The sequence below is a fragment of the Gordonia sp. AC31 genome, from assembly GCF_031844505.1.
GTDB classification, from domain to species: domain Bacteria; phylum Actinomycetota; class Actinomycetes; order Mycobacteriales; family Mycobacteriaceae; genus Gordonia; species Gordonia hongkongensis.
In genome coordinates, this window is the sequence record NZ_JAUZVK010000013.1 from 55,599 (window position 1) to 79,623 (window position 24,025).

Annotated in this window: 22 protein-coding genes; 14 read left to right on the plus strand and 8 right to left on the minus strand. The window is 68.7% G+C overall.

Annotation, left to right across the window (positions count from 1 at the left end):
• Positions 1-6 precede the first annotated feature (6 nt).
• Positions 7-435: a hypothetical protein gene (locus tag Q9R39_RS16170; RefSeq protein WP_058251345.1), complete on the minus strand. Its 429-nt coding sequence runs from the start codon at positions 433-435 to the stop codon at positions 7-9.
• Between the two features lie 73 nt (positions 436-508).
• On the opposite strand from Q9R39_RS16170, the gene Q9R39_RS16175 reads away from it, so the two are divergent.
• The 6 genes from Q9R39_RS16175 to mnhG are packed head-to-tail and all read left to right on the plus strand — an operon-like array spanning position 509 to position 7,301.
• Positions 509-3,454: a Na+/H+ antiporter subunit A gene (locus tag Q9R39_RS16175; RefSeq protein WP_311277775.1), complete on the plus strand. Its 2,946-nt coding sequence runs from the start codon at positions 509-511 to the stop codon at positions 3,452-3,454.
• Positions 3,451-4,245, plus strand: coding sequence for a Na(+)/H(+) antiporter subunit C (locus Q9R39_RS16180; protein WP_311277776.1), 795 nt, complete (start codon positions 3,451-3,453; stop codon positions 4,243-4,245). Before Q9R39_RS16175 ends, Q9R39_RS16180 begins: the two co-directional genes overlap by 4 nt.
• Positions 4,242-5,858, plus strand: coding sequence for a Na+/H+ antiporter subunit D (locus tag Q9R39_RS16185; protein ID WP_058251348.1), 1,617 nt, complete (start codon positions 4,242-4,244; stop codon positions 5,856-5,858). The genes Q9R39_RS16180 and Q9R39_RS16185 overlap by 4 nt, the downstream gene beginning before the upstream one ends.
• Entirely contained in the window at positions 5,855-6,712 is an 858-nt protein-coding gene (locus Q9R39_RS16190) for a Na+/H+ antiporter subunit E (protein WP_311277777.1), read from the plus strand. Before Q9R39_RS16185 ends, Q9R39_RS16190 begins: the two co-directional genes overlap by 4 nt.
• Positions 6,709-6,972: a monovalent cation/H+ antiporter complex subunit F gene (locus Q9R39_RS16195; protein WP_058251350.1), complete on the plus strand. Its 264-nt coding sequence runs from the start codon at positions 6,709-6,711 to the stop codon at positions 6,970-6,972. Before Q9R39_RS16190 ends, Q9R39_RS16195 begins: the two co-directional genes overlap by 4 nt.
• Positions 6,969-7,301 (plus strand): monovalent cation/H(+) antiporter subunit G, encoded by a 333-nt coding sequence (mnhG, locus tag Q9R39_RS16200; RefSeq protein ID WP_277243897.1) that lies wholly within the window; start codon positions 6,969-6,971, stop codon positions 7,299-7,301. The genes Q9R39_RS16195 and mnhG overlap by 4 nt, the downstream gene beginning before the upstream one ends.
• On the opposite strand, the gene Q9R39_RS16205 is transcribed toward mnhG, so the two are convergent.
• The gene (locus Q9R39_RS16205; protein ID WP_311277778.1) at positions 7,261-7,905 is read right to left on the minus strand and encodes a helix-turn-helix domain-containing protein; all 645 of its coding nucleotides are present in this window, start codon (positions 7,903-7,905) and stop codon (positions 7,261-7,263) included. The two genes, mnhG and Q9R39_RS16205, sit on opposite strands and share 41 nt — an antisense overlap.
• A gap of 95 nt (positions 7,906-8,000) precedes the next feature.
• Here Q9R39_RS16205 and Q9R39_RS16210 point away from each other — a divergent pair, with 95 nt between their 5' ends.
• Positions 8,001-8,390, plus strand: a complete 390-nt coding sequence (locus tag Q9R39_RS16210) for a DUF1304 domain-containing protein (RefSeq protein WP_311277779.1) — start codon at positions 8,001-8,003, stop codon at positions 8,388-8,390.
• A gap of 38 nt (positions 8,391-8,428) precedes the next feature.
• Here the strand turns inward: Q9R39_RS16210 and Q9R39_RS16215 are convergent, their stop codons facing one another.
• From Q9R39_RS16215 to Q9R39_RS16230, 4 genes are all read right to left on the minus strand, one after another.
• The gene (locus Q9R39_RS16215) at positions 8,429-9,556 is read right to left on the minus strand and encodes a glutamate--cysteine ligase (protein WP_311277780.1); all 1,128 of its coding nucleotides are present in this window, start codon (positions 9,554-9,556) and stop codon (positions 8,429-8,431) included.
• A 33-nt stretch (positions 9,557-9,589) separates the two neighbouring features.
• Positions 9,590-10,270 (minus strand): superoxide dismutase family protein, encoded by a 681-nt coding sequence (locus Q9R39_RS16220; protein ID WP_159369993.1) that lies wholly within the window; start codon positions 10,268-10,270, stop codon positions 9,590-9,592.
• An 85-nt stretch (positions 10,271-10,355) separates the two neighbouring features.
• Positions 10,356-10,841 carry a LytR C-terminal domain-containing protein gene (locus Q9R39_RS16225; RefSeq protein ID WP_311277781.1) on the minus strand — a complete coding sequence of 162 codons (486 nt, stop codon included), beginning with the start codon at positions 10,839-10,841 and terminating at the stop codon, positions 10,356-10,358.
• 47 nt (positions 10,842-10,888) lie between these two features.
• On the minus strand, positions 10,889-11,254 hold the full coding sequence (locus Q9R39_RS16230) for a DUF3263 domain-containing protein (RefSeq protein ID WP_065630471.1): 366 nt from the start codon (positions 11,252-11,254) through the stop codon (positions 10,889-10,891).
• Between the two features lie 273 nt (positions 11,255-11,527).
• Between Q9R39_RS16230 and Q9R39_RS16235 the strand changes: the two genes are divergently transcribed.
• Genes Q9R39_RS16235 through Q9R39_RS16250 form a run of 4 tightly spaced genes read left to right on the plus strand, consistent with a single transcriptional unit; the run spans position 11,528 to position 14,789 of the window.
• A complete protein-coding gene (locus Q9R39_RS16235; protein ID WP_311277782.1) occupies positions 11,528-12,373 on the plus strand; it encodes a lipase in 846 nt (281 codons plus the stop codon).
• 20 nt (positions 12,374-12,393) lie between these two features.
• Entirely contained in the window at positions 12,394-12,996 is a 603-nt protein-coding gene (locus tag Q9R39_RS16240; RefSeq protein ID WP_159369990.1) for a peptide deformylase, read from the plus strand.
• A 24-nt stretch (positions 12,997-13,020) separates the two neighbouring features.
• On the plus strand, positions 13,021-14,004 hold the full coding sequence (locus Q9R39_RS16245) for a GNAT family N-acetyltransferase (RefSeq protein WP_311277783.1): 984 nt from the start codon (positions 13,021-13,023) through the stop codon (positions 14,002-14,004).
• Positions 14,001-14,789 (plus strand): exodeoxyribonuclease III, encoded by a 789-nt coding sequence (locus Q9R39_RS16250; RefSeq protein ID WP_311277784.1) that lies wholly within the window; start codon positions 14,001-14,003, stop codon positions 14,787-14,789. The genes Q9R39_RS16245 and Q9R39_RS16250 overlap by 4 nt, the downstream gene beginning before the upstream one ends.
• 158 nt (positions 14,790-14,947) lie before the next feature.
• Here Q9R39_RS16250 and Q9R39_RS16255 read toward each other — a convergent pair whose 3' ends face one another.
• Both Q9R39_RS16255 and mbtM read right to left on the minus strand, forming a co-directional pair.
• Positions 14,948-15,694 (minus strand): siderophore-interacting protein, encoded by a 747-nt coding sequence (locus Q9R39_RS16255; protein ID WP_311277785.1) that lies wholly within the window; start codon positions 15,692-15,694, stop codon positions 14,948-14,950.
• Positions 15,695-15,799: 105 nt separating this feature from the next.
• The gene (gene mbtM, locus Q9R39_RS16260; RefSeq protein WP_058251360.1) at positions 15,800-17,449 is read right to left on the minus strand and encodes a long-chain-fatty acid--ACP ligase MbtM; all 1,650 of its coding nucleotides are present in this window, start codon (positions 17,447-17,449) and stop codon (positions 15,800-15,802) included.
• Positions 17,450-17,827: 378 nt separating this feature from the next.
• Between mbtM and Q9R39_RS16265 the strand changes: the two genes are divergently transcribed.
• Genes Q9R39_RS16265 through Q9R39_RS16275 form a run of 3 tightly spaced genes read left to right on the plus strand, consistent with a single transcriptional unit; the run spans position 17,828 to position 24,023 of the window.
• Positions 17,828-21,538: an amino acid adenylation domain-containing protein gene (locus Q9R39_RS16265; protein ID WP_311277786.1), complete on the plus strand. Its 3,711-nt coding sequence runs from the start codon at positions 17,828-17,830 to the stop codon at positions 21,536-21,538.
• Between the two features lie 57 nt (positions 21,539-21,595).
• Positions 21,596-22,204 carry a GNAT family N-acetyltransferase gene (locus tag Q9R39_RS16270; RefSeq protein WP_159369985.1) on the plus strand — a complete coding sequence of 203 codons (609 nt, stop codon included), beginning with the start codon at positions 21,596-21,598 and terminating at the stop codon, positions 22,202-22,204.
• Between the two features lie 4 nt (positions 22,205-22,208).
• Complete coding sequence (locus Q9R39_RS16275) at positions 22,209-24,023, plus strand: IucA/IucC family protein (protein ID WP_311277787.1); 1,815 nt, start codon at positions 22,209-22,211, stop codon at positions 24,021-24,023.
• The last annotated feature ends 2 nt before the right edge of the window (positions 24,024-24,025 follow it).

The following is a 24,025-nucleotide window of genomic DNA, read 5'->3' on the forward strand; positions in this document are numbered from 1 at the left end:
GTGCGACTACTCCACGTTGACCAGATAGAAGACCGACGACCCACCGCCCGCGGCCTGCGGGGACGCGCCGATCTGGACCCAGTAGGTCGAACCCTCCTTGGTCGCCGACAGCACGACGACCGATTGTCCGCCCTCGGTCGACCGGTGCGATTCGACGTAACCGGCCTCGGTGAGCGTCTCGGTCGCGGCCTCGAGCTGATTGCCCGCGTTGGCCGGGCCCTGCACCGCGACCTCCCAACCGTCGGAGCGACTGCCGCTCGCCGAGAGCACGTGACCGTCGATGAGCGGGACCTGCGCGGCCGGGAAATCCGACGGCAACGGGACGCCGTCGGGGCCGGCCTGCTCCTCGTCCGCACAACCCACGACGAGGCCGAACACCAGCAGGACAGCGGCGATGCTGACGGCGGTACGCCGGAGCCAGTCGAACCGGAACATACGGGCAACGGTAAAGTAGCCACCGCGGGTGCTCGCCCGTGACACCCCGCCGGGAGAAAGACGGAGTGCCCTTTTGATCTCTGTGTTGGCTGCGTTGGCAGTGTGCGCACTCGTCGCGCCCGCAGTCATCCATTGGATGGGTACCCGCGGTTTCTACGTTCTCGCACTGGCGCCCCTCGGCGCGCTGATCTGGGTCGTGCTCAACTGGCCGCCGGCCGATGCGGCTGCCGCCCGGGTCGAGACGGTCAGCTGGGTCCCATCACTCCAGATGGACATCGCCACCCGCTTCGACACCCTGACCGCGATCCTGTCGGTGCTGATCCTCGGGGTCGGTGCGCTCGTCCTCTGCTACTGCGCCCACTACTTCGACGACGCCCGTCCCCGCGTCGCCGTGTTCGGCGGGGAGATGGTCGCGTTCGCCGCGGCCATGTTCGGCCTCGTCATCTCCGACAACATGCTGGTGCTGTACGTGTTCTGGGAGCTCACGACCGTGCTCTCGTTCATGCTGGTCGGCTTCTACGGGGTGCGCGCGACGGCTCGGCGGTCCGCCACCCAGGCGCTGCTGGTCACCACGTTCGGCGGTCTGGCCATGCTCGTCGGCATCATCATGCTGGGCGAGCGGTCGGGCACCTACCTGCTGTCGGAGATCGTCTCGGCACCGCCGACCGGTGTGTACGTCGACATCGCGGTGGTCCTGCTGCTGATCGGCGCGCTCACCAAATCGGCCATCGTCCCGTTCCACTTCTGGCTGCCCGGCGCCATGGCCGCACCGACCCCGGTCAGCGCGTACCTGCACGCGGCCGCGATGGTCAAGGCCGGCATCTACCTCATCGCCCGTCTGGCCCCTGCTTTCTCGGTGACGATCAGTTGGCAGATCGCCGTGGTGGGGCTCGGCCTGGTGACGATGGTGCTCGGCGGATGGCGCTCGCTGCGCGAGCTCGACCTCAAACTCATCCTCGCGTTCGGCACGGTGTCCCAGCTCGGCTTCATGGCCGTGCTGGTCGGCATCGGTGACGCGAACGTCGCCATGGCGGGCATCGCGATGCTCGTCGCGCACGCGTTGTTCAAAGCGTCGCTGTTCATGGTCGTCGGCATCATCGACCACTCCACCGGTACCCGCGATGTCCGCAAACTCGCCCGGCTCGGCCATCGTCTCCCGGGGCTGGCGATCACCGCCGCGGTCGCCGGGGCGAGCATGGCCGGCATCCCCGTCACCCTCGGATTCGTCGGCAAGGAAACAGCTTTCGCCTCGGTGTGGGAGACCGGGGCGTTCGTCTCGTGGCAGGCCCACGCCGTCGACATCATCCTGCTGGTCGGCTCGATCATCACCTGTGCCTACACGCTCCGCTTCTTGTGGGGCGCGTTCGGCCGCAAGGTGCGCAGCACCCCGAGTCCGGCGGTCGCCAAGATGCACCCGCCGAAGTGGCCCTTCTACTTCTCGCCCGTGGCGCTCGCCGCGGCCGGTGTGGCGGCCGGTGTGTTCAGCCCGCAGCTCGGCGCTCTCTTCGAGCCGTACGCCGAGACCCTCGACGGGTACGGGCACGAACTCGAGCATCTCGCGCTGTGGCACGGGTTCGGCCTTCCCGTCGTGTTCTCGATCATCGTCATCGTCGGCGGCGCCCTGCTGTTCCTCGGTATCCGCCGGGTCCGCGACCGCGTCTTCGGCTTCCGCCCGCTGGTGAACGCCGACCGCATCTACGACGCGACGCTGCGCGGTGCGGACACCCTGTCGCTGCTGCTGACGCGCAACACCCAGCGCGGGTCACTGCCGGTGACGCAGGGCGTCATCCTGTGCACCGCGATCCTGCTGCCGACCATCGTGCTGTTCGCCGGCGCTCGCGACCGACTGGAGATCGACTACGACGCCAAGCCGGTCCAGCTGGTGATCGGCGGGTGCATCGTCGCCGCGTCGTTGGCCGCCGTGCTGCTGCGCAACCGCCTCGCCGCGACGCTCGTCGTCGGGATCACCGGCTACGGCTGCGCGATGCTGTTCGCGCTGTACGGCGCCCCCGACCTCGCGCTCACCCAGTTCCTCGTCGAGACGCTCACCCTGGTCATCTTCGTGCTGGTACTGCGCAAGCTGCCCGCCGAACCGGAGAAGCGGCACGCCACCGGGTTCAAGCCGCTGCGCGCCCTCATCGGACTCGCCTTCGGCGCGATGCTGGTCCTGATCGGGTTGTTCGCGGCGTCCGCCCGCTCGACCGAACCGCTGCACGTCGACCTGCCCGAGGCCGCCTACGACTACGGTCACGGCGCCAACGCCGTTAATGTCCTGCTCGTCGACATCCGCGCCTGGGACACCCTCGGCGAGGTGTCGGTGCTCATCGCGGCCGCCACCGGCGTCGCGTCGATGGTCTTCCGCAACCGCCGCTTCGGGGCGGCACCACGCGTGGCCGACGCCGCCCGGCTGCAGGCCGGCGACAACGGGGACGACGACGATCGCGTCCCACCGGACCGCACCACCTGGCTGCTCGGTTCCGGGCTGCGCGATCCACGCCACCGGTCGATGGTTCTCGAGGCCACGACGCGGTTGCTGTTCCCGACGATGGTCGTGCTGTCGATCTACTTCTTCTACGCCGGCCACAATGCGCCGGGCGGTGGCTTCGCCGGCGGCCTGACGATGGGTCTCGCGCTCGTCCTCCGCTACCTGGCGGGCGGACGCTACGAACTCGGTGAGGCGCTGCCTATCGAGCCCGGCCGCATCCTGGGCGCCGGCCTGGCCGTCTCGGCGACCACGGCGATCGTCTCGATGTTCCTCGGCGCCCCCGCACTCTCGTCGGCGGTCTTCGAGGTCACCGTCCCGGTCCTCGGCGACATCAAGTTCGTGACCGCCCTGTTCTTCGACCTCGGCATCTACCTGATAGTCGTCGGGCTCGTCCTGGACGTGCTGCGAAGTCTCGGCGCGCGTCTCGATGTGGAGACCACGATCGCCCGCACCGCGGCGCGCATCGAGAACTCGCGTGGCGACACCGCGTCGGACGACGCCGCGAGTACCACCGGCGAGCAGGTGAGCCGATGACCACGAATCTCTCGCTCATGCTGGTCGTCGGCGCGATGGCGGCGTGCGGCGTGTACCTGCTGATGGAACGCAGTCTGGTCCGGATGCTCTTCGGGCTCCTGCTCGTCGGCAATGCGCTCAACCTGATGATCATCGTCGTGTCGGGCGGCATGGGGAACCCGCCGATCATGGGCCGGTCGTCGGAGAACCGGGCGTCCGACGCCGATCCCCTCGCGCAGGGCATGGTCCTGACCGCGATCGTGATCATGATGGGCGTCGCCGCGTTCGTCCTGGCGCTGGTCTACCGGCTGTTCGTGATCAATCGTGACGACGACGACGTCGAGGACGACGAGGAGGACGTCAAGATCTTGAGCGGATCGCTGGGGACGGCACCCGACCGCGATCGCAGCGACGATCCACTGACCCTCTCCGACACCCCGACCGGCGATCACTTCGACGACAAGGGCAATCCGCTCACCGCGGAGGAGGCCGCCGCCCGGCACGCCGCGCTCTACGAGACCGACATCATGCCGACGGACTCCGACGTCGTCGACGAGATCGGCGGCGCGGAGGAGGAGCCCGATCCCGAGACCTCGGCGCAGACCGCCGCCCGCGAGGACGGGCCGGACGTGTACGGGCCGGGCGAACTCGGTCCCGACGAGGTGGGTCCCAAGTCGGCCGTCGCACCTCCCGACGGGTCCGGCGAGGACGACGCCGACCCCGACGTCATCGACCAGCGTGAGATGCCGGACCGCGACGTGGTCGGGCCGGACAAGAAGAAGCACGCCGACGAGAACGGGGGTGACCGATGACCCCGCAGGAGTCATGGATCCCCGTCCTGATCACGCTGCCGACGCTGGTGCCGCTGGGCGCTGCCGCCGTCTCGCTGCTGCTCGGCCGCAGCCCCAAGATCCAGCGGGCGGTGTCGATCGTCGCCATCACCGTCGCGTTCGTCGCGTCGTGCCTGATGCTGTACCTGACCGACCGCCACGGGACCTTCGCGGTCGCGATCGGCGGCTGGGGAGACAAGGGCTACCCGAACGGACCGCTCGGGATCACGCTGGTCGTCGACCAGCTCGCGGCCCTGATGCTCGTCGTCTCGACGATCGTGCTGCTGTGCGTCGTCGTGTACGCGATCGGGCAGGGTATCCGTGACGGCACGGCCCAGCAGCCGACGTCGATCTTCCTGCCGACCTACCTCATCCTGACCGCGGGTGTCTGCAACGCGTTCCTCGCCGGCGACCTGTTCAACCTGTACGTCTCGTTCGAGATCCTGCTGACCGCGAGTTACGTGCTGCTGACCCTCGGGGCGAGCGCCGAACGTGTCCGAGCGGGCGCGTCGTACGTGATGGTGTCGATGGTGTCGTCGCTGATCTTCCTCGCGGGCATCGCGTTCGCGTACGCGACGACCGGCACCCTCAACCTCGCCGAGATGGCCGTGCGCCTCGACGACGTCCCCGACGGGACCCGCAACGCGCTGTTCGCGGTGCTGCTCGTGGCGTTCGGCATCAAGGCCGCGGTGTTCCCGCTGTCGACGTGGCTACCCGACTCCTACCCCACCGCGCCGGCACCCGTCACGGCGGTGTTCGCCGGCCTGCTCACCAAGGTCGGTGTGTACGCGATCGTGCGCGCCCACTCGCTGCTGTTCCCCGGCGGCACGATGGACGCGGTGCTGCTGGTCGCCGGCCTGTTGACGATGCTCGTGGGCATCTTCGGCGCGATCGCCCAGGCCGACATCAAGCGACTGCTGTCGTTCACCCTCGTCAGCCACATCGGCTACATGATCTTCGGCATCGCGCTGTCGTCGGACCTCGGGATGTCGGCGGCGATCTACTACGTCGCCCACCACATCCTCGTGCAGACGACGCTGTTCCTGGTCGTCGGCCTGATCGAACGTCAAGCCGGTTCGGCCTCGCTCCGCCGCCTGGGCGGGCTCATCGCCAGCCCCCTGCTGGCCGTCCTGTTCCTGGTGCCCGCGCTGAATCTCGGCGGCATCCCACCGTTCTCCGGTTTCATCGGCAAGGTCGCCCTCCTCGAGGCGGGCACCCAGGACGGGTCCGTGCTGGCCTGGATTCTCGTCGCCGGGTCGGTGGTCACCAGCCTGCTCACCCTCTATGTCATGGCCCGCATCTGGACCAAGGGATTCTGGCGACCGCGCGCCGACGCCCCCGAGGGCGATCTCGCCGACAAGGGCCCGTCCGCGCTGATCGACGAGAGCGCCGACGACGCCGCGTTCTCCGACCGTGAGGACGTCGGTCGGATGCCCGTGATGATGGTGCTGCCGACGATGGCGATGGTGGCCGCGGGACTCGTGCTCACCCTCTGGGCCGGGCCCATCTTCGACTTCACCGACCATGCGGCGACCGACGTCGTCGACCGCGCCGTCTACGTCGACGCCGTGCTGGGAGTGGGTGGTACCCGATGAGCGCGCAGGATCGAGCCGACGACCGCGCCCGCGGAGCATCCGCGGCGCCCAAACGGCGGCCGCCGGTCGTCTCGACCAAGGGACCGGTCATGTCCCTGGTCATCAACGTCTGGCGCGTGTCGCTGCTGTTCGTCTTCTGGCACTTCGTCGGCGCGCTGGTGTGGTTGCGCACGCACACCCGTGTGCCCAGGTGGCTGGGCAGCGACGGCCGCGAGGTCGCGGTCCGGTTGTGGACCATCGCGTGGCTGACGTTCGTCTGGGTCCTGCTGTGGGGCACGCTGTCCTGGGCCAATGTGATCGCAGGGATCGTGCTGGCGATGCTCGTGCTGACCGTGCTGCCGTTGCCGCGGGTCCCGGTCGAGGGCCGTATCCATCCCCTGTCGGTACTGCAGCTCGTCGGCCGTCTGATCGTCGACTTCTTCGTGTCGAGTGTGCAGATCGGCTGGATGGCCATCCGTCCCGGCCGGCCACCGCTGGGCGCCGTGGTACGGGTGCGCGTCGCGATCAAGTCCGACATGGTGCTGACCCTGGCCGTCGACTACCTCAACCTGGTGCCGGGCACCATGGTCCTGGAGATCGACCATCGACGCCGGATGCTCTACGTGCACGTCTTCGACGTCCGCTCGGAGAAGAAGGTGCGGGCCTTCTACGATCAGGTCGCCTATGTCGAGCGGATGTTCATCAAGGCGTTCGAGCGGGACAGCGAATGGCATCCGAGTCCGTTCCACGGCATCGACGAGGACTTCCACCACGTCCGCACGGTGGACCGGTCGGTGGACAACGCCCGGTCGATCGACGACACCGAACCGGAACGTCGACAGGGCGAGCCCGAGCGGGAACGAGGTGACTCATGAGCTACGTCTGGACGATCGCCGCCGCCATGCTGCTCGTCGCCGCGGTGCTGACGATGATCCGCATCCTGCGCGGCCCGACCACGCTCGACCGACTCGTCGCACTCGACGTGCTCATCGCGCTGTGCATGTGCGGCCTGGGGACCTGGGCGGCGTTCAGCCGTGATTCGACGGTGGTCCCGGCGATCGTGGCCCTGGCCCTCCTCAGCTTCGTCGGGTCGGTGTCGATCGCGCGGTTCCGAGTCCGGGACGACCAGACATGATCGTCGACATCATCAGCGCGACGCTGCTGCTCCTCGGATGCCTGATGGCGGTCACCGCCGCCATCGGACTCGTCCGGTTCCCGGACACCCTGAGCCGGATGCACGCGGCCACCAAACCGCAGACCTTCGGCCTGCTCCTCATCCTGCTCGGCGCCGTGCTCCGGCTCGGCGACAACGTCGACAGCGGGATGCTGATTCTCGCCGGGCTCTTCGCCCTGATCACCGCGCCTGTCGTGGCGCATCGGATCGGCCGGCTCGCGTACCAGGAGCAACGGGCCCGCGACGGGCTCATGGATCAGCGGGACATGGAGTCACCGGACCGGGACTGACTGCGGACCGATCGTCCGACGCCCCTCGCGCCTCACGGACCAGCGCGAGCGCGGTGTCGAGGCCCCGGGCAGCTTCCCCGGGAACGACCCGCACGAGCGCGAGTGCGGCGATGACCAAGGCCGTCACGGCGTCGGCGAGGACTGCCTGTCGATCGTCATCAAGCGCGGGCGAGCTCGCCCGCACACCGGCCCCCACCGCCTTCCGCAACTCGTCGCGATAGGCGGCGATGGTCCGGGCGACAGCAGCGTCGCGCCCGATGGGGGCACCGGCGGTGTTGATGAGCAGACAGCCCTCGCGCGCCGGGGAGGTGTCATCGGTCAGCGCCGATCGCAGCCCGCTCAGGTAGTTCTCGACGGCGTCAGGCGCAACGGTGCCGCCGGTCAGGGGACGCAGCCGCGGGCGGACCACCTCGTCGAGATAGCTCTGTACGGCGGCGTCGAAGAGACCCCGCTTCGATCCGAAGGCATGGTAGAGACTCGATCGCCCGATTCCGGTCGCCCGTTCCAGGTCGGGGAGCGACGCGCTCTCGTATCCCCGCTGCCAGAAGATCCCGCGGGCGGCCCGGACGACCGCGGTCGTGTCGAACTCCTGGATCCGTCCCATCCGCCGCCCGCCCACCTCTCTGTCGTCGCCCTCCGGTATTTTAGACCGGTCGGAACACTATTCTTCGACGGCCCGTTCACAATGAGGAGTACGAAATGGTCATCGCGGGTCTGGTGCTCGCCGCGATCGCGGCGCTCGTCCACGTCTTCATCTTCTATCTGGAGTCCATCGCATGGACGAGCGCGCGAGCACGCGCGACGTTCGGCACCGGAACGGTGGAACAGGCGAGCGCGCAGCGAGAACTGGCGTTCAACCAGGGGTTCTACAACCTGTTCCTCGCGATCGCCGTGTTCGTCGGGATCGCCTTTGTCATCGGCGGATCCATCGCGATCGGCGCAACACTCGTCATCACCGGCACGGCCTCGATGGCGGCCGCGGCACTTGTGCTGGCGCTGTCGAGCCCCGACAAGATCGCGGCCGCACTGAAGCAGGGTGTGGTTCCCGCTCTCGGAATCGTCGTGCTCGCCATCGGTCTGGCCATCTGAGCCCGGGCCCTGCCTCCCGGATCTCGCGCCGACTGAGATCAGGGAGCGTCCAGCTCGGCGACCACCGACGCGACCACCTCGCGTAGCGAACCGGTGCGACGATGCACGTCACGCTGCCGCTGATAGCTCGCGCCCTGGGCGATGATGCGCTCGACGCCGGACAGCTCGTCGACGCAATCGAGTTCGCGCGCAATCGGTTCGAGACGTTCGAGCAGAGCGGTGAGGTCCTCGGTCACGAGTTTCTCGGTGCAGTCGGAGTCGAGGATGACGATGGCGTCGAGTCCGTAGCGGGCTGCCCGCCATTTGTTCTCCTGGACGAGCCAGGGCGCCATCGTCGGCAGCTTCTCGCCCGCCGAGAACCGCCGGTCCAGGTCGACGACCAGGCAATGGATGAGCGCGACGATCGCCGACAGCTCGCCGAGATTGGTCATGCCGTCGCACACGCGGACCTCGATGGTCCCCAGATGCGGGGAAGGCCGGATGTCCCAGCGGATCTCGTTGAGATGGTCGATGATCCCGGTCGTCTTCTGGTCGGCGACGAAGGCCTCGAACTGCTCCCAGGTCTCGAACTGGAACGGCAGCCCGGCGGTCGGGAGTTGCTGGAACATCATGGCGCGATTGCTCGCGTATCCGGTGTCCTGACCGGCCCACATCGGCGACGACGAGGACAGCGCGAGCAGGTGCGGATAGTAGTTCAGGAGCGCGTCGAGAACGGGTAACACCTTGTCGCGGTGGCTGATCCCGACGTGGACGTGTACGCCCCAGATCAGCATCTGCCGTCCCCACCACTGGGTGCGCTCGATCAGCTCCGCGTATCGATGACCCTCGGTGAGCAGTTGGGTCGAGTACTCCGCGAACGGATGCGTACCGGCGCCGTACAGATCGACGCCGAGGTCCTCGGTCAGCCCCCGGACCACGCCGAGCGTGCCCGTGAGGTCGGCGATCGCCTCGCCCGCGGTCCGGCAGATGCCGGTCACCAACTCGACGGTGTTGCGCAGCAGCTCCTTGTGGATTCTGCCCGCGAAGTCGGGATGGTGTTCGCCGACGGCGGCGAAGAGCGCCGCCGCCGAGTTCGACAGGTCGCCGGTTGCCTTGTCGGTCAGGGCGAACTCCCATTCGACCCCGAGGGTGGGGGTCGGTGACCCGTCGAACTCGATCGGTGTCATGTGCTCAGGTGGCGACGGACGGCGCCAGAACCCCTAGCTCTCCTCTTCGATGACACCGCACGCGATGCGTGCGCCGGCGTCGCCGGTCCGCAGGGTGTCGGGGTTCGGGCCGCCCGGGTACTTGTCGGCCGGGATGTTCCCGAAGTTGTCGGGCTTCTCGTGGATCATGATCGACTTGCCGATCAGCTGCTGGATGGTCACCGCGTCGGTCGTGGTGACCGTCCGGCCGGTGTGGTCCTCGAGGATGTTGATCGAGATCAGATCTCCGCTCGAGGGATGGTCGGTGTTGCCGTCCACCTGCAGGTGTCCGCCCGCCGAGGTGAACGCCTGCGAGCCGCCGGCGCCCGCGTCACAGGTGCCGGTCTCGTGGATGTGCATGCCGTGGAACCCGGCCGGCAGGTCACCGGCGGTGACGCGCACGTTGATGGTGACCGGCTCGGCGGTTTCGGTGGCCGCGGTGAAGGTTGCTTGGCCGACGACGTCGCCGGAGGTGTCCTTGATCTCGGCGACGGCGATCTGGCCGCTGGGCTCGCCGTCGACGTCGTCCTCGGCGCCCGGCGGGAGCGGCGCATCGCTGACGACGGGCGGCGTCGTGCCCGGGACGTCCGTGGGCTCCTGGTCGGGGCTGCACCCGGCCAGTGTCACGCCGATCAGTCCTGCGGAGAACAACGCGGCGAGAGCGCGGGGCGCGGCGAGTGTGGAACGTCCGGACATGTCACTCCTTGGTTGGCGGACAGTGGTTTTCGGTACTTCTCGGTTCAGCTGTTTCGTGATTCAGAGGTTCGCGGCTCGGCCCGGGTCATGCGCCGCTGACCGCGGTCACCACGACCACCGGGATGCCGCCGCGGCACCGGGTGAACGAGGCCGGCCGCTCCTCGACCGCGACCTGGCCGCCGAGTGCCTCGGCGACCTCGTCGGCCTCGGCCTTGTCCGTGTCGTCCTCGTGGAAGACCGTGTTCTCGCTGAACCCGCCCGCGGTGTAGTTGCCGGGCTCCGCCATCTGGTAACCCCTGGCCTCCAGCAGATCGGTCACGTCCGAGGCGAGGCCCGCGACCTGGCCGGCGTTGATCACGCAGAGCCGCTTGTCGGTCGACGCCGCACTCGTGGACGCCGGCGTCGACGTGGGCGACGAACTCACGGTCGTCGCGGCCTCGGTCGTCGGGGCGTCGTTCCCGGCGGTCGCCGCGGAATGCCAGCCGAGGCCGATGAAGACCACGGCGACTGCGAAGAGCATCATCGCCCCCGCACGAAGCGGCAGGCGATTGGGCTCACGATCTGCATTCATCACCGACGACCTTAACGCACCGCGCGAGGGCGTCCGGGTTCAGCGTCTCAGGTGATCTCGAAGCCCAGACGGCGCGCCGCACGGGCCTTCTGACGGGTCGCGCGCAGGCGCCGGAGCCGCTTGACGAGCATCGGATCGGCCGCGAGCGCCTCCGGCCGGTCGACCAGCGCGTTGAGCACCTGGTAGTACCGGGTCGCCGACAAACCGAACAGCTCTTTGATCGCTTCTTCCTTGGCGCCGGCGTACTTCCACCACTGGCGCTCGAACGCGAGGATGTCGTGTTCGCGGCGGGTCAGACCGTCCGCACCGACCTCGTGCGGATCGACCGGCCGGCCGGCCGCCCCGGCCTCTGCGTCCTGGCCGGGGGTGGTTTGATCGCCCTGTTTCTGGCTACGCGCAGCTGCGCCGTCCATCTCACTCCCTCAGATACCAGTCGACGACCTCACACCACCGCTGACGTGCACCTATTCGCGACGCGACGCGGGCGCGGACGTCTCCTCACGGAGACGAATGACAGCGGTGTGGTTCGCAGCCAATCTAACCACGGCGGGCCGGTCCGATCGCGGTGTGACTCGCCACGGCGCGCATCACGACCATTCCGTCGGACGGCGACCGCTGTTAGGCTGCCCTCACTCATCCCCGTCCGGGATGGGTCGAGGCGGGGGACAGAGATGACGACGGTCGGGATGACGACAACCGGATCCGGGGTGGCGAGGACCCGGCGAGCAGTGATGGGAGCCATCGCGGCGCTGGCCTCCACGGCCGCCGTCGCGACCGCGGCACTCGCCGCGCCCGCTGCCGCCGCGCCCGCCGAGCGCGTCGTGGTCATCGTGCCCGGCCAGCAGCTCTACGCCGGCAACGCACAGAACGAGGAGACGTTCCGTCCGCTGGCCGAGGCGATCCGCGCCGACGGGAACACCGTGGTGTACGCGCACGCCGGGGGACGCGACGTGGCGTCCGACGCCCGGCTGATCCAGCGGACGATCGCACCTTTCGTCGGCACCGCGAAGTCGATCGGGCTCGTCACCCACAGTGCGGGCGGGCTCGGCGCCCGGCACTACCTGAAGTTCCTCGGCGGGTCCGACGTCGTCGACGAGTACGTCGCGATCGGGACCGCCCAGTACGGCTCGCCCGGCGGTTGCGCGCAGCCGCGCGACGGCGGGTACGACACCTGCATGTACGCCGACGCGGTCACCGAGCTCAACCGTGGTCCCGACGCCCCCGGCCCCACCCGGTACTCGGTGGTGCAGAGCGACGGCGAATGGACCGACGGGCGCCTCGACGGCACCGCACAGTGCCGCGCATACTCCCCGGTTCCCCTGGCGAACACCGGGTACGACCACGTCATCGAGATGCGCGACCCGACGATCATCGCCAACGTGCGGACGTCGCTGCGCGGGTCGTGCGCGGGCTCGGTGGTGACCGAGCCGGTCGACAGCTTCGACTGGCAGTCGACGCTGTTCCCCGGCATTCCCGGCCCTGCCGGTGACGCCATCCGCAACGCCGTACCCGGCGTCGTTCCTGCGCCCTGAGCAGCGCTAAGGTGATCGCCATGGCGATTCTCCCGATCTGCATCGTGGGCGAGCCGGTCCTGCACCAGCCGACCACTCCGGTCCCCCTCGACGCGGACGGCCGTCCGTCCGATGAGGTCGTCGGCCTCATCGACGACATGTACGAGACCATGGACGCCGCCCACGGTGTGGGCCTGGCCGCCAATCAGGTGGGCGTCGGGTCCCGGGTGTTCGTCTACGACTGCCCCGACGGCGACCGCTCGGCGGCCCGCCGCCGCGGCGAGGTCATCAACCCGGTCCTCGAGACCTCCGAGATCCCCGAGACCATGCCGGATCCCGACGACAACGACGAGGGATGCCTGTCGGTGCCGGGTGAGCAGTTCCCCACCGGCCGTGCCGACTGGGCCCGCGTCACCGGCACCGACCGGACCGGCGCCGAGGTCGTCATCGAGGGCGAGGGGTTCTTCGCCCGGATGCTCCAGCACGAGGTCGGCCACCTCGACGGCTTCCTCTACGTCGACGTGCTCGTGGGGCGCAACGCCCGGGCCGCGAAGAAGGCGATCAAACGCAACAAGTGGGGGGTCCCCGGTCTGACGTGGACGCCCGGCGAGGTCGCCGACCCGTTCGGGCACGACGACGACTGATCTCGCTTCCGCGTGGAGGTCTCATTGTCGGGTGCCGTCCCGGGCGACCGCGTCGTCGTTCGCTATCTGCTGGGCGATGCGACCCCCGCCGATTGGCGGGGAGATCCCGCGGCCGCCCGGTCGGACGTGACGGGCGTCCTGCTCGACGACTCCGACCCGCTGCGGATACGACGCGACGACGAGGAGTTGTCGATCCCGTTCGCGGCGATCACCTCGGTCCGTCTGTTGTCCGCGAAACCGGTGCGCAACAGCGAGATCCGCGCGCTCGAGCACGCCGCCGCCCTCGCCTGGCCCGGTGTCGAGACGGAGTGGGTCGACGGCTGGCTCCTGCGGGCCGGTCACGGATTCAGCAGACGCGCCAACTCGGCTGTGCCCCTGGCACGCCACGCACGTCCCGACGCCGCGACCCTGCGACATATCGGTGAGTGGTACGCCGACCGCGGCCTCCCTCCGCTCCTCGCCTCCCCGGATCGCCTCATCCCGTCGGGCTCCGTTCCCGGAGACCCCGGGGTCGAGGTACAGATGCTGACCGCCGACCTGCCGGGGCTCCGCGCGCGCACCGGCGAGATGCACGGACGGACAGTACAACTCGATCCGCAACCGGACACCCGCTGGTTGAGCGCATACGCCGGTGGGCGCGCGTCGCTCGGACTCGACACCGTGGCCGGCGTCGTGACCGCCGGGGACGGCCCGATGACCTTCGCGACCGTCGACGATGCAGCAGCGATCGGGCGGGGTTCGGTGACCGAGTCGCCCGACGGACACCGGTGGCTGGGGTTGACCGCCCTGTGGACCGACCCGGGCTCGCGCGGGGGCGGGCTATCCTCCGCGGTGGTCGCGGCGCTGACGGCGTGGGGGGTCGAGCAGGGCGCCGACTCGGTCTACCTGCAGGTCGAGTCCACCAACCGGTTGGCCGGATCGTGGTATCGCCGCCTGGGTTTCGGGCTGCATCACACCTATCGCTATGTGACACCGCACGTGCCGGCCGCGTCGGAGGACATCCGATGAGGATCGCCACCTGGAACGTCAACTCGATCCGCGCCCGGTCCGAGTCCGTCGTCGCCTGGGCGGAGACCGCCGGCGTCGACGTTCTCGCGATGCAGGAGACCAAGTGTCACGACGACGCGTTCCCGCTGATGGGTTTCCTCGCCGCCGGTTACGACGTCGCGCACGTCGGGCAAGGCGCCTACAACGGTGTCGCGATCGCCTCACGGGTCGGGCTCGACGAGGTCGAGATCTCCTTCGACGGCGTGCCGACGCACCCGGTCGACGGCCAACCGATCCGGGAGGCTCGGTCGATCTCCGCGCGCTGCAACGGTGTTCGCGTCTGGAGTCTCTATGTACCCAACGGCAGGACACCCGACGACCCGCACTACACCTACAAGCTCGCCTGGCTCGACGCGCTGCGGAATCACGTCACCCTGCGGCTGGCCCACGACCCCGCCGCAGACATGATGCTCGCCGGCGACTGGAACGTCGCCCAGACCGACGACGACGTGTGGGATCGCGAGTACTTCGAGGGACGCACACACGTAACCCCACCCGAACGCGCCGCAGTGCAGGGGTTTCTGGAGGCCGGCCTCGTCGACTCGGCCCTTCCGTACGCCCCGGGGTACACCTTCTGGGACTACACCCAGCTGCGGTTCCCCCGGAACGAGGGCATGCGCATCGACTACGCGTTCTGCTCGCCCGCTCTCGACACCCGCATCATGGGCGCCGTCGTCGATCGCGCCGCGCGAAAAGCGAAGGGCGCCAGCGATCACGCCCCCGTGGTCTTCGACATCGCCGACTGACCGCGGCTGCGCAACACAACTACTCCCTCAGGTGCGAACCTCCCCATGCTCCCTGAGGTGCGAGGAGCGATAGCGACGAGCCACGAAGGGCGCGGCGAGATGCGTCGCGAGGCCCTTCGAGGCTCGCTTCGCTCGCACCTCAGGGAGCAGGGGCGCCGTCAGGCGAACGACTTCCCGACGATCCAGTAGGCCTGCGACTTCACCGATTTCTTGGGAATCCCGTAATCGTCCTTGAACAATCCGGCGACCGTGCGGGTGCTCGTGGAATCGAGTGCAACCCAACCGAAGTGGTCGGCGGCGTCGAAGGCGGCGGATCGGACCGCGTCGACGAGGGCCGCGCCGGCGCGCTCACGCGGAAGCCAGTGCACCGTGTCCTGATCGCGGACCCGTAGCGGCAGCGACCTGTCGCTCTCGTGCTGATACTCGAACCAGATCGTCGCACCCGCCCCGGAGTCGCCGAGCGAGTCCAGCAGCGAATTGATCGCCGGGAGCGAAGCGGTGTCGCCCGCGATGAGCCAGCCCACCGGCGCCGGGTCGGGGATCGCGAACTTCGAGCCCATCAGGGTCGCGCCGATGGCGTCACCCACATGTGCGTCCTGAGCCCATCGGGCGGCGGTGCCGTCGTGGATCGCGAACTCGATGTCGAAGGTGTCCGTCGCCGGGTCGGGATCGACGAGCGTGTAACCGCGCTGATGCAGCTTGCCACCGTCGGCGAACCAGAGGCGCACCCACATGGTCGGGTGGATCGCGGAACCGGTGAGGAGCCCGCCACCGTGGAAACGCAGTCGCAGATAGTGATCCGTCACCGCCTCTTTGCCGGTGAGGGTGAAGGTGAAGTCGTCACCGCCAAGAATCTTCATGACGGCGCCCTGCCAGCCGCGCCCCTTCGTGGATACCTCGCTCATGTCTGAACCTCTCTACAGTGTCTCCCCGGCCCGGGGTCCGGGCCGGGGAGACACTGTCATTCTCGTGACCGTCGGCATGACACGACGCACCACGGAAAACCGGACCTACTGGAAGGTGCCGTTCTCGACCATCTGACGGGTCTCGAGGCGACGGATCTTGCCGGATGTGGTGCGCGGCACCGAGTCCGGCGCGACGAAGATGACCTCGGCGGGCATGATCCCGCACGCCGACGCGACCTCGGAGTTGACCTCTGCACGCGCCTGGTCGGGATCGGACCCCTTGTACTCGGCGAGAATCACCAGGCCCGGCCGGGCCGAACCCTCCCCCCGCGCCATGGCGACGACGCCGCCGCGACGCACGCCGGCGACTTCCGCGGCCGCGCGCTCGATCTCGATCGGGAACAGGTTGCGGCCCGCGACGATGATGACCTCCTTGGCCCGGCCGCAGATCACCAGCCGATCGTCGATCAGGTAACCGAGGTCGCCGGTCGAGAACCATTCGCCCGCACCGAGATCGGCGTCGCCCAGGTAGCCGCGCATCATCGACGCGCCGCGGATCTCCACGTGTCCGACGTTGCGCCCGTCGATGACCGGGACGTCGACATTCGGCTCGACGATGCGAACCTGCATGCCGCCCAGCGGCTTACCGAGGATCGCGTACCGGCGGCGAATGGGCTCGCCACCGCCGGGCGGGGTCACGGTGACCTCGTCGTAGTGCACCCCCTCGCCGACCGCGGGCATCGTCACCGCGCAGGCGGATTCGGCCATACCGTAGGCGGGTGCCGCGGCGGAACGATCGAATCCGAACGGCGCGGTCGCCTCGAGGAACTTGTCGAAGGCATCGGCGTCGATCGGCTCACCGCCGCTGATCGCGACGCGCAGGTGTGAGAGGTCGATGTCGCGCAGCAGTTTGCCGTAGCGGCCGAGGATGTCGTAGGCGAAGTTCGGCGCCGCGGTGACGGTCGTCTTGGTCTCGGTGAGCCACTGCATCCACTTGAAGGGCGCCGCCGCGAAGGCGGTGTTCGGCACGATGTAGGCGGGGATGCCGGTGGTCATCCCGGCGAGCAGGAACATCAGACCCATGTCGTGGTAGAGCGGCAGCCAGCTGAACCCGGTGTCGCGGGTGCGGTGGAGGCCGAGCCGGCTGACCAGTTCGATGGCGTTCGAGTAGACGGCCGAGGCCGTCAGGGCGACGGTCTTGGGGTCTCCGGTCGATCCGGCGGTTCCCTGGAGGACGGCGATGGTGTTGCCGTTGACGTTACGGGCGACGAAGTCGGTGGTGTCGGCGCCGAGGCCGTACTCGCCCACTCGCGCGATGTGCAGCCGTCCCTCGACCTTCGACAGCAGGTCGAGCTGGGCTCCGCTGCCGAGGACGGTGCCGACGCCGATCGACACGTACCGGTGGTAGGTGTTCTGCGCCCATCGCTCCTCGTCGGCCCCCCGGATGGGGCCCGGCAGGATGGTGACCGGAACACCGGCGAGCCACGCGCCCTGGATGGCGGCGATCAGGTCCACCGTGGGGTCCCCGATGAGGCCGAGCGCCTGCGGCTCGTGCAGTTCGCTGTCAGCCAGCAACTGGACCGCGATCTGCTCCGCGCGGGCATGGACCTCGCGCCACGGCGCCGTCACCCACTCGCCGGTGTCGGAGTCCAGGACGGACAGACTCGTATCCCCCGCCAGCATCGCCTCACGAACGGTGGCCGCCAACGCATTGGTCGAGCCCGCTTCCTCCAGGATCACGCTGTTCTGCGACATTCTCGTTTCCCGTTCTCGCCAGCACCTGGCGTCGGTCGTCTGATCGTCTTCCGGTCGTGTGAGCGACCGAGTGGTCATACCGCGGGTCGTCCCCGACCGCTGGTCTCGGCGAACACAACTGCTCGCACCATTTGGGTAGGGTAGCCTAATCTTTCTCGGACACAAGACCCCGAGTCGATCATCGCGACTACGTGATCCGCGTCATCCGATGAGACCAATACGTGAAACTTAGGCTAACCTAATTCGCGTCGGCTCGCGGGGCCCTCGCCGACATTGCCCAGAGATTGGGCGGAGCGGTTAGTTAGTATAACCTACCCTAAATGCGGGTTCCCCGGACTGAGTAAACATCTCACCGAACTGCGAGAGGCACGCCGGCTGATGGCCACGAATTCCCAGACCACGGATCTTGTCACCGCGGCCGACATCGTCGCCGAGGTGTCCGAGGCCCTCGGCCTGACGCCCGAGTCGATAGACCCGGAGCAGGACCTCATCGCCCAGGGACTCGACTCGCTGCGGATGATGCGACTGGCCGGCACCTGGCGCAAACGCGGCCTCGACGTCGACTTCGCCCGCCTCGCCGCACAACCCACGGTCACGGCCTGGGCGGCACTTCTGCGCTCCTCGGCCGGTCGGCCGAGCGACGCGAACCCGGCCGGTGCCGGCGCGGCCGCCGCCGCGACTTCGGACATCCGCGACCAGGTGGCCACGGCGCTCGGCGTGACCCCCGAGTCGATCGACCCCGAGCAGGACCTCATCGCACAGGGACTCGACTCGCTGCGGATGATGCGACTGGCCGGCACCTGGCGCAAACGCGGCCTCGACGTCGACTTCGCCCGCCTCGCCGCGCAACCGACCATCACCGCGTGGGCGGCGTTGCTGGGCGGCACGCCCGCGCCGACCACCGACGACCTCGCACCTTCGTCATCGGAACCGACCGAAGGACCGTTCCCCCTCGCTCCGATGCAGCACGCCTACTGGATCGGCAGGTCGGACAGCCACGCGTTCGGCAATGTCGCCGCTCACCTCTACATCGAGTTCGACGGTTCCGACGTCGACCGCGACCGCTTCACCTCGGCGATGGCCGCGCTGCTGGAACGCCACCCGATGCTGCGCGTCCGAGTACTTCCCGACGGCACCCAGGAGATCGGCCCGGCACACCCCGAAGCCATTGCGGTGCACGACCTTCGGGAACACTCACCGGAGACGGTCGAGCAGGTCCTGGCGGCCCGCCGCGCGGACGGCACCCACCGCGCCCTGCCGGTCGACGAGGGAGCGGTGATCCGCGCCGAACTGAGTCTGCTGCCGGGGAACTCGACCCGTGTCCATCTCGACGTCGACATGATCGCCGCCGACGCGATGAGCTACCGCGTCCTCGTCGACGACTTCGCTCGCCTGTACCGCGGCGAGTCCCTGCCGGAACTCGGCGTCACCTTCGCGACGATCACCGCGGATCGCACGTCGCGGGAGATCCGCGACGACGACGTGACCTGGTGGCGCGAAAGGATTCCCACACTCCCCGGCCCGCCCGAACTCCCGCTCGACGAACGTGCGATGCGCGGCGATGTCGAACCGCACAGCGTCCGCCTCCACCATTCGGTGTCCGCGTCGGACTGGAAGCGACTCGAGGAGCACGCGCACCGGCGCGGCGTCACCCCCGCGGCCGCGGTGGCCGCAGTGTTCGCCGAAGCCGTCGGAACGCATTCGGCCACATCGCGATTCCTACTCACGGTGCCGTTGTTCGATCGTCCACAGGTCCATCCGGACGTCGAGAGGGTGGTGGGCGACTTCACGTCGTCGATCCTCGTGGGCGTCGACCTGAGCGAGCCGGCGACGCTCGCCGAACGTGCGCGATCGATGCGGGCATCGATGCACGAGGCCGCCGCGCACGGTTCGATGAACGGACTGGACGTGCTTCGCGAACTGAGTCGCCACCGCGGCGAACCAGTGGTCTCGCCGATCGTGTTCACCAGCGCGCTGGGACTGGGAGACCTGTTCTCGCAACAGGCAACCGACGTGCTGGGCGATCCGTCGTGGATCGTCTCGCAGGGTCCGCAGGTGCTGCTCGACGCACAGGTGACCGAGGTGGCCGGCGGACTGCTCCTCAACTGGGACGTCCGTGCCTCCGACCTCGAACTCACCACCGCACGTTCGATGTTCGACCATTACGTCCGTCTGCTCGGGCTCCTCGTCGACGGTGAGTGGGATGTACCCGCGCCGGACCCCATCACGGCCGAGATTCGCGCACAGCGCCTTTCGGTGGAGAGTCCGCTCCCGGACACCGACACCTTCGACGGCACCCTGCACGGAACCTTCTTCGCCCGCGCCGCCGAGCGTGCCGGGACACCGGCAGTCGTGTCCGACACACGCACCTGGACCCACGCCGAACTGGCCGACGAGGCCCGCCGAGTCGCCGGAGCCCTGGTCGCAGCCGGGGTCACACCGGGTGACACGGTCGTCGTGCACCTCCCCAAGGGCGGCGACCAGATCGTCGCCGCGCTCGGAGTGCTCGCCGCCGGCGCGGCCTACGTCCCGATCGCCCCCACCCAGCCCCGGGCGCGCCGCGAGCGCATCGTCGACATCGCCACCCCCGCCGCGATCCTCACCGCCGAACCCGCCGCCTGGACCTCAGCCGAAGCCACCGTGCTCGAGGTGAACGACGCCCGACGCACCGATCCGGTCGAGCCGGTCGCGATCGGCGACGACGCTCTCGCCTACGTCCTGTTCACCTCGGGCTCCACCGGATTGCCCAAGGGCGTGCAGGTTCCGCACCGGGCCGCGGTCGCCACGATCACCGACCTCGTCGACCGGTATGCGATCGGAGCCGACGATCGCAGCCTGCAGGTATCCTCGCTGGAGTTCGACCTCTCGGTCTTCGACATCTTCGGCCTCCTCGCCGTCGGCGGCGCCGTCGTCGTGCCCGGCGACGACGAGCAGACCAAGGTCGACGACTGGGCGCGGCTGCTCACCCAGCACTCGGTGAGCGTGCTCAACTGCGTGCCGTCGATCCTCGGCATGCTCCTCGATCTCAACCCCCTGCCCGCGTCGCTACGGATGATCATCATGGGCGGCGACAAGGTCGACGTGTCGCTGCTCGAGCGTGTCGGCGCACAGCTGCCCGATTGTCGCGTGGCCGGCCTCGGCGGGACCACCGAGACGGCGATCCATTCCACCATCTGCGAAGCGGATGCCGTCCCGGCCGGAATGGCGTTCGTGCCGTACGGGATTCCGCTCCGCGGCGTCCGCTGCCGGGTCGTCGACGACGCCGGCCGCGACCGTCCCGACCTCGTGCCAGGTGAACTGTGGATCGGCGGAGCCGGCGTCGCCGACGGTTACCGCGGCGACCCGGAGCGCACCGCTGATCGTTTCGTCGAGCACGAGGGACAGCGTTGGTACCGCACCGGCGATCTCGCGCGCTACCTTCCGGGTGGCTTCCTCGACTTCCTGGGCCGCGCCGACCACATGGTGAAGATCCGCGGGTACCGCGTCGAACTCGGTGAGGTCGAGGCCGGGTTGCTGGGTCTGACCGGGGTGGGCTCGGCCGTCGCCTGGTCCGACGGTCGCGACCTGCGTGCCGCGGTGGTACTCACCGACGGATCGACCGAGGACGACGCCGACCTGCGCGCCCGGTTGTCGGAAGCCCTTCCACCGCACATGGTCCCGCGGTCCATCACGGTCCTGGACCGGTTCCCGCTGACTCCGAACGGCAAGCATGACCGCAAGGCCATCGCCGCCGGCGTCCGGTCCGACGACGACGCCGTCGAGGCGGTCGCGCCGCGCGGCCCGGTCGAAGAGGCCCTCACCCTGATCTTCGGCGAGGTCCTGCCGACCCCGCCCGTGAACGTCACCGAGGACTTCATCTCCCTCGGCGGCGATTCCGTCCAGGCCACCCGGGTGGTCGCACTGACGCGCCAGTGGCTCGACGCACCCGGCCTCTCGGTCGCCGACATCTTCTCCCGGCGGACGATCGCGGGGCTCGCCGGACGACTCACCGAACTCGGCGGGGAACGCGCCGAGTTCGTGGCACAGACCTTCCTCGACGTCCTGCAACTCACCGACGAACAGGTGGAGGCCGAGATCGCGCGCGGCTGACCGCATCCGGCACCTTCTCCGGCACCCCAACAGACCACCACCCAGAGCAAAGGCATCATGACCATTTCCTCCGCCCCGACCTACGACCTGACCTCGGTCGACCTCGACGACGTATCGCACGCCGCGACGGTCCACGGATGGCTCACCCATCCCAAGGCCAAGTACTGGGACATGCTCGACAGCTCGGTTGCCGACGTGGAGAAGATGATTCGCGAGTCGGCCGAGGCCACCGCCGGCACGCCCCACGGAATGCGCCTGGGTTACCACGACGGGCGCCCGCAGTTCCTGTTCGAGCTCTACGACCCGGCCACCAGCGAACTCGCCGCCCCCTCCAGCGGTTACGTACCCGCCGACGGTGACATCGGCATGCACCTGCTGGTCGCCCACGCCGAACAGTCCCTGCCGGGCTTCACCGGCGCGGTGATGCTGCACATCATGCGGACCGCGATCCTGGAGGTCGGCGCCGCGCGCGTCGTCGTCGAGCCCGACGTCCGCAACAAGGCCGTGCACCGCCTCAACGCGAGTGTCGGCTTCCGCGTCGACGGCGACTACCCCGTCGGGAACAAGACCGCGCACCTGAGCTATTGCACCCGAGCCGACTTCCTCGAGGTGACCGACAACGGCAAGTCCGTCGGACCCGTCGAGGTCACGGACCTGGGGGCGTAGATCGTTGACTCTCCAGGACATCGGGACCATTCCGGGATTCGCGACGCGCACGGCCGGGGGGTCGGGTGCGCGAAGCCATCGCCAGACGTATCACACCAGGATCGCGAAGAAGATCCTCGCCGAGTTCTCCCACGAGCGGGCACTCGACCCGGTGGCGAGCGGCGACGGGTACGTCGTCTCCTCCGCCGACGGCCGCACCGACTACCACTTCCGCGCCGACCGGCTCGCCCTGGACAGCTGGGCGATCGACGAGTCGTCACTGCGTCGCGTGCGCGACGGCGCCGAACTCCCCGTCGACGCGGTGGCGATGATCGTCGACCTCGCCCCGTTCCTGGGGATCGGCCCCCAGGCGCTGCCGGAGTACCTCGAGGAGTTCATCAACACCCTGGCGATCAGCGCCGACCGTCCGGACGAACGACGCATCCCGGCAACGGATCTCGCTCACGCCGACTTCCAGACCATCGAGGCGACGATGACGGAGGGGCACCCGTGCATCGTCGCCAACGCCGGCCGTCTTGGGTTCAGCGCGGACGACATCGAGCGCTACGCCCCCGAGGTGGGCAACCACTTCCGACTCGTCTGGCTCGCCGTCCGTCGCGAGGACTGTGACGTCGCCACCGTCAGCGACGTCGACTACGACGCGCTGCTCCTCGACGAGCTCGGACCCGAGACGCTGTCCGACTTCGGGGACGCCCTGCGCGAAGTCGGTTGTGACCCGGCCGATTACCGGTACCTCCCGGTGCATCCCTGGCAGTGGGTCGAGAAAGTACGAAAGCTCTACTCCGCCGACATCGCCGACCAGCGCATCGTCGAGGTCGGCACGAGCCCCGACCTCTATCAGGCACAGCAGTCGATCCGCACGGTGTTCAACGCGACCACCCCGACCCGCAACTACGTCAAGGTCGCACTGTCGATCGTGAACATGGGTTTCACACGCGGGATGTCGGCCGACTACATGCGGACGACGCCGCTGATCAACAACTGGGTCCGTGGACTCGTCGCCGACGACCAGTACCTCGCCGCGATCGGCTTCGAGATGATCTTCGAGGTCGCGGCGATCGGTTACCGCAGTCCGGCGTTCACGCCGATCACGCAGCCGGGGTCGGAGTACCGCAAGATCCTGTCCGCGCTGTGGCGACAGAGCCCGGTGCCGCTGGCAGCCGCCGACGAGCAACTGTCGACCATGGCCGCGCTGCTTCACGTCGACCACCTGGGGGAGCCACTGGTCGGCGCGTTCATCGACCGTTCGGGTGTTCCCGCGACCGAGTGGATCCGTCGCTACCTGCGCACCTATCTGCACCCCATCGCCTACCTGCTCTACCGATACGAGCTGAAGTTCTCACCGCACGGGGAGAACCTCATCCTCGTTCTCGCCGAGGGCATCCCGGTGCGAGCGATCCTCAAGGACATCGGCGAGGAGGTATCGGTGTTCGGCGAGGCGGACGGACTCCCGGAGAGTTGCGCCCGCGTCCGGACCACCGAACCGGACGAGATCCGCAACCTGGGTGTGCTGTCGGACGTCTTCGACGACTTCCTACGTCCACTCGCCGAGATCCTGCACACGCACGGCATCGTCGGCGACGACGAGTTCTGGTCACTGGTGGCCGAGAGCCTGCGTGAGTTCGTCGCCGCCCACCCCGATCTGGAAGACAGGTTCGCTCGCTGGGATCTGTTCGCACCGGAGTTCGGGGCGGTGCACATGAACGGGCTGCAACTGCGCAACAACAAGCGCATGGTCGACATCGAGGACTCCTACGCATCGCTGATCGACGCGGGTCACCGGCTCGTCAATCCGATTGCGCCGCCGAGGGACCGGTGACG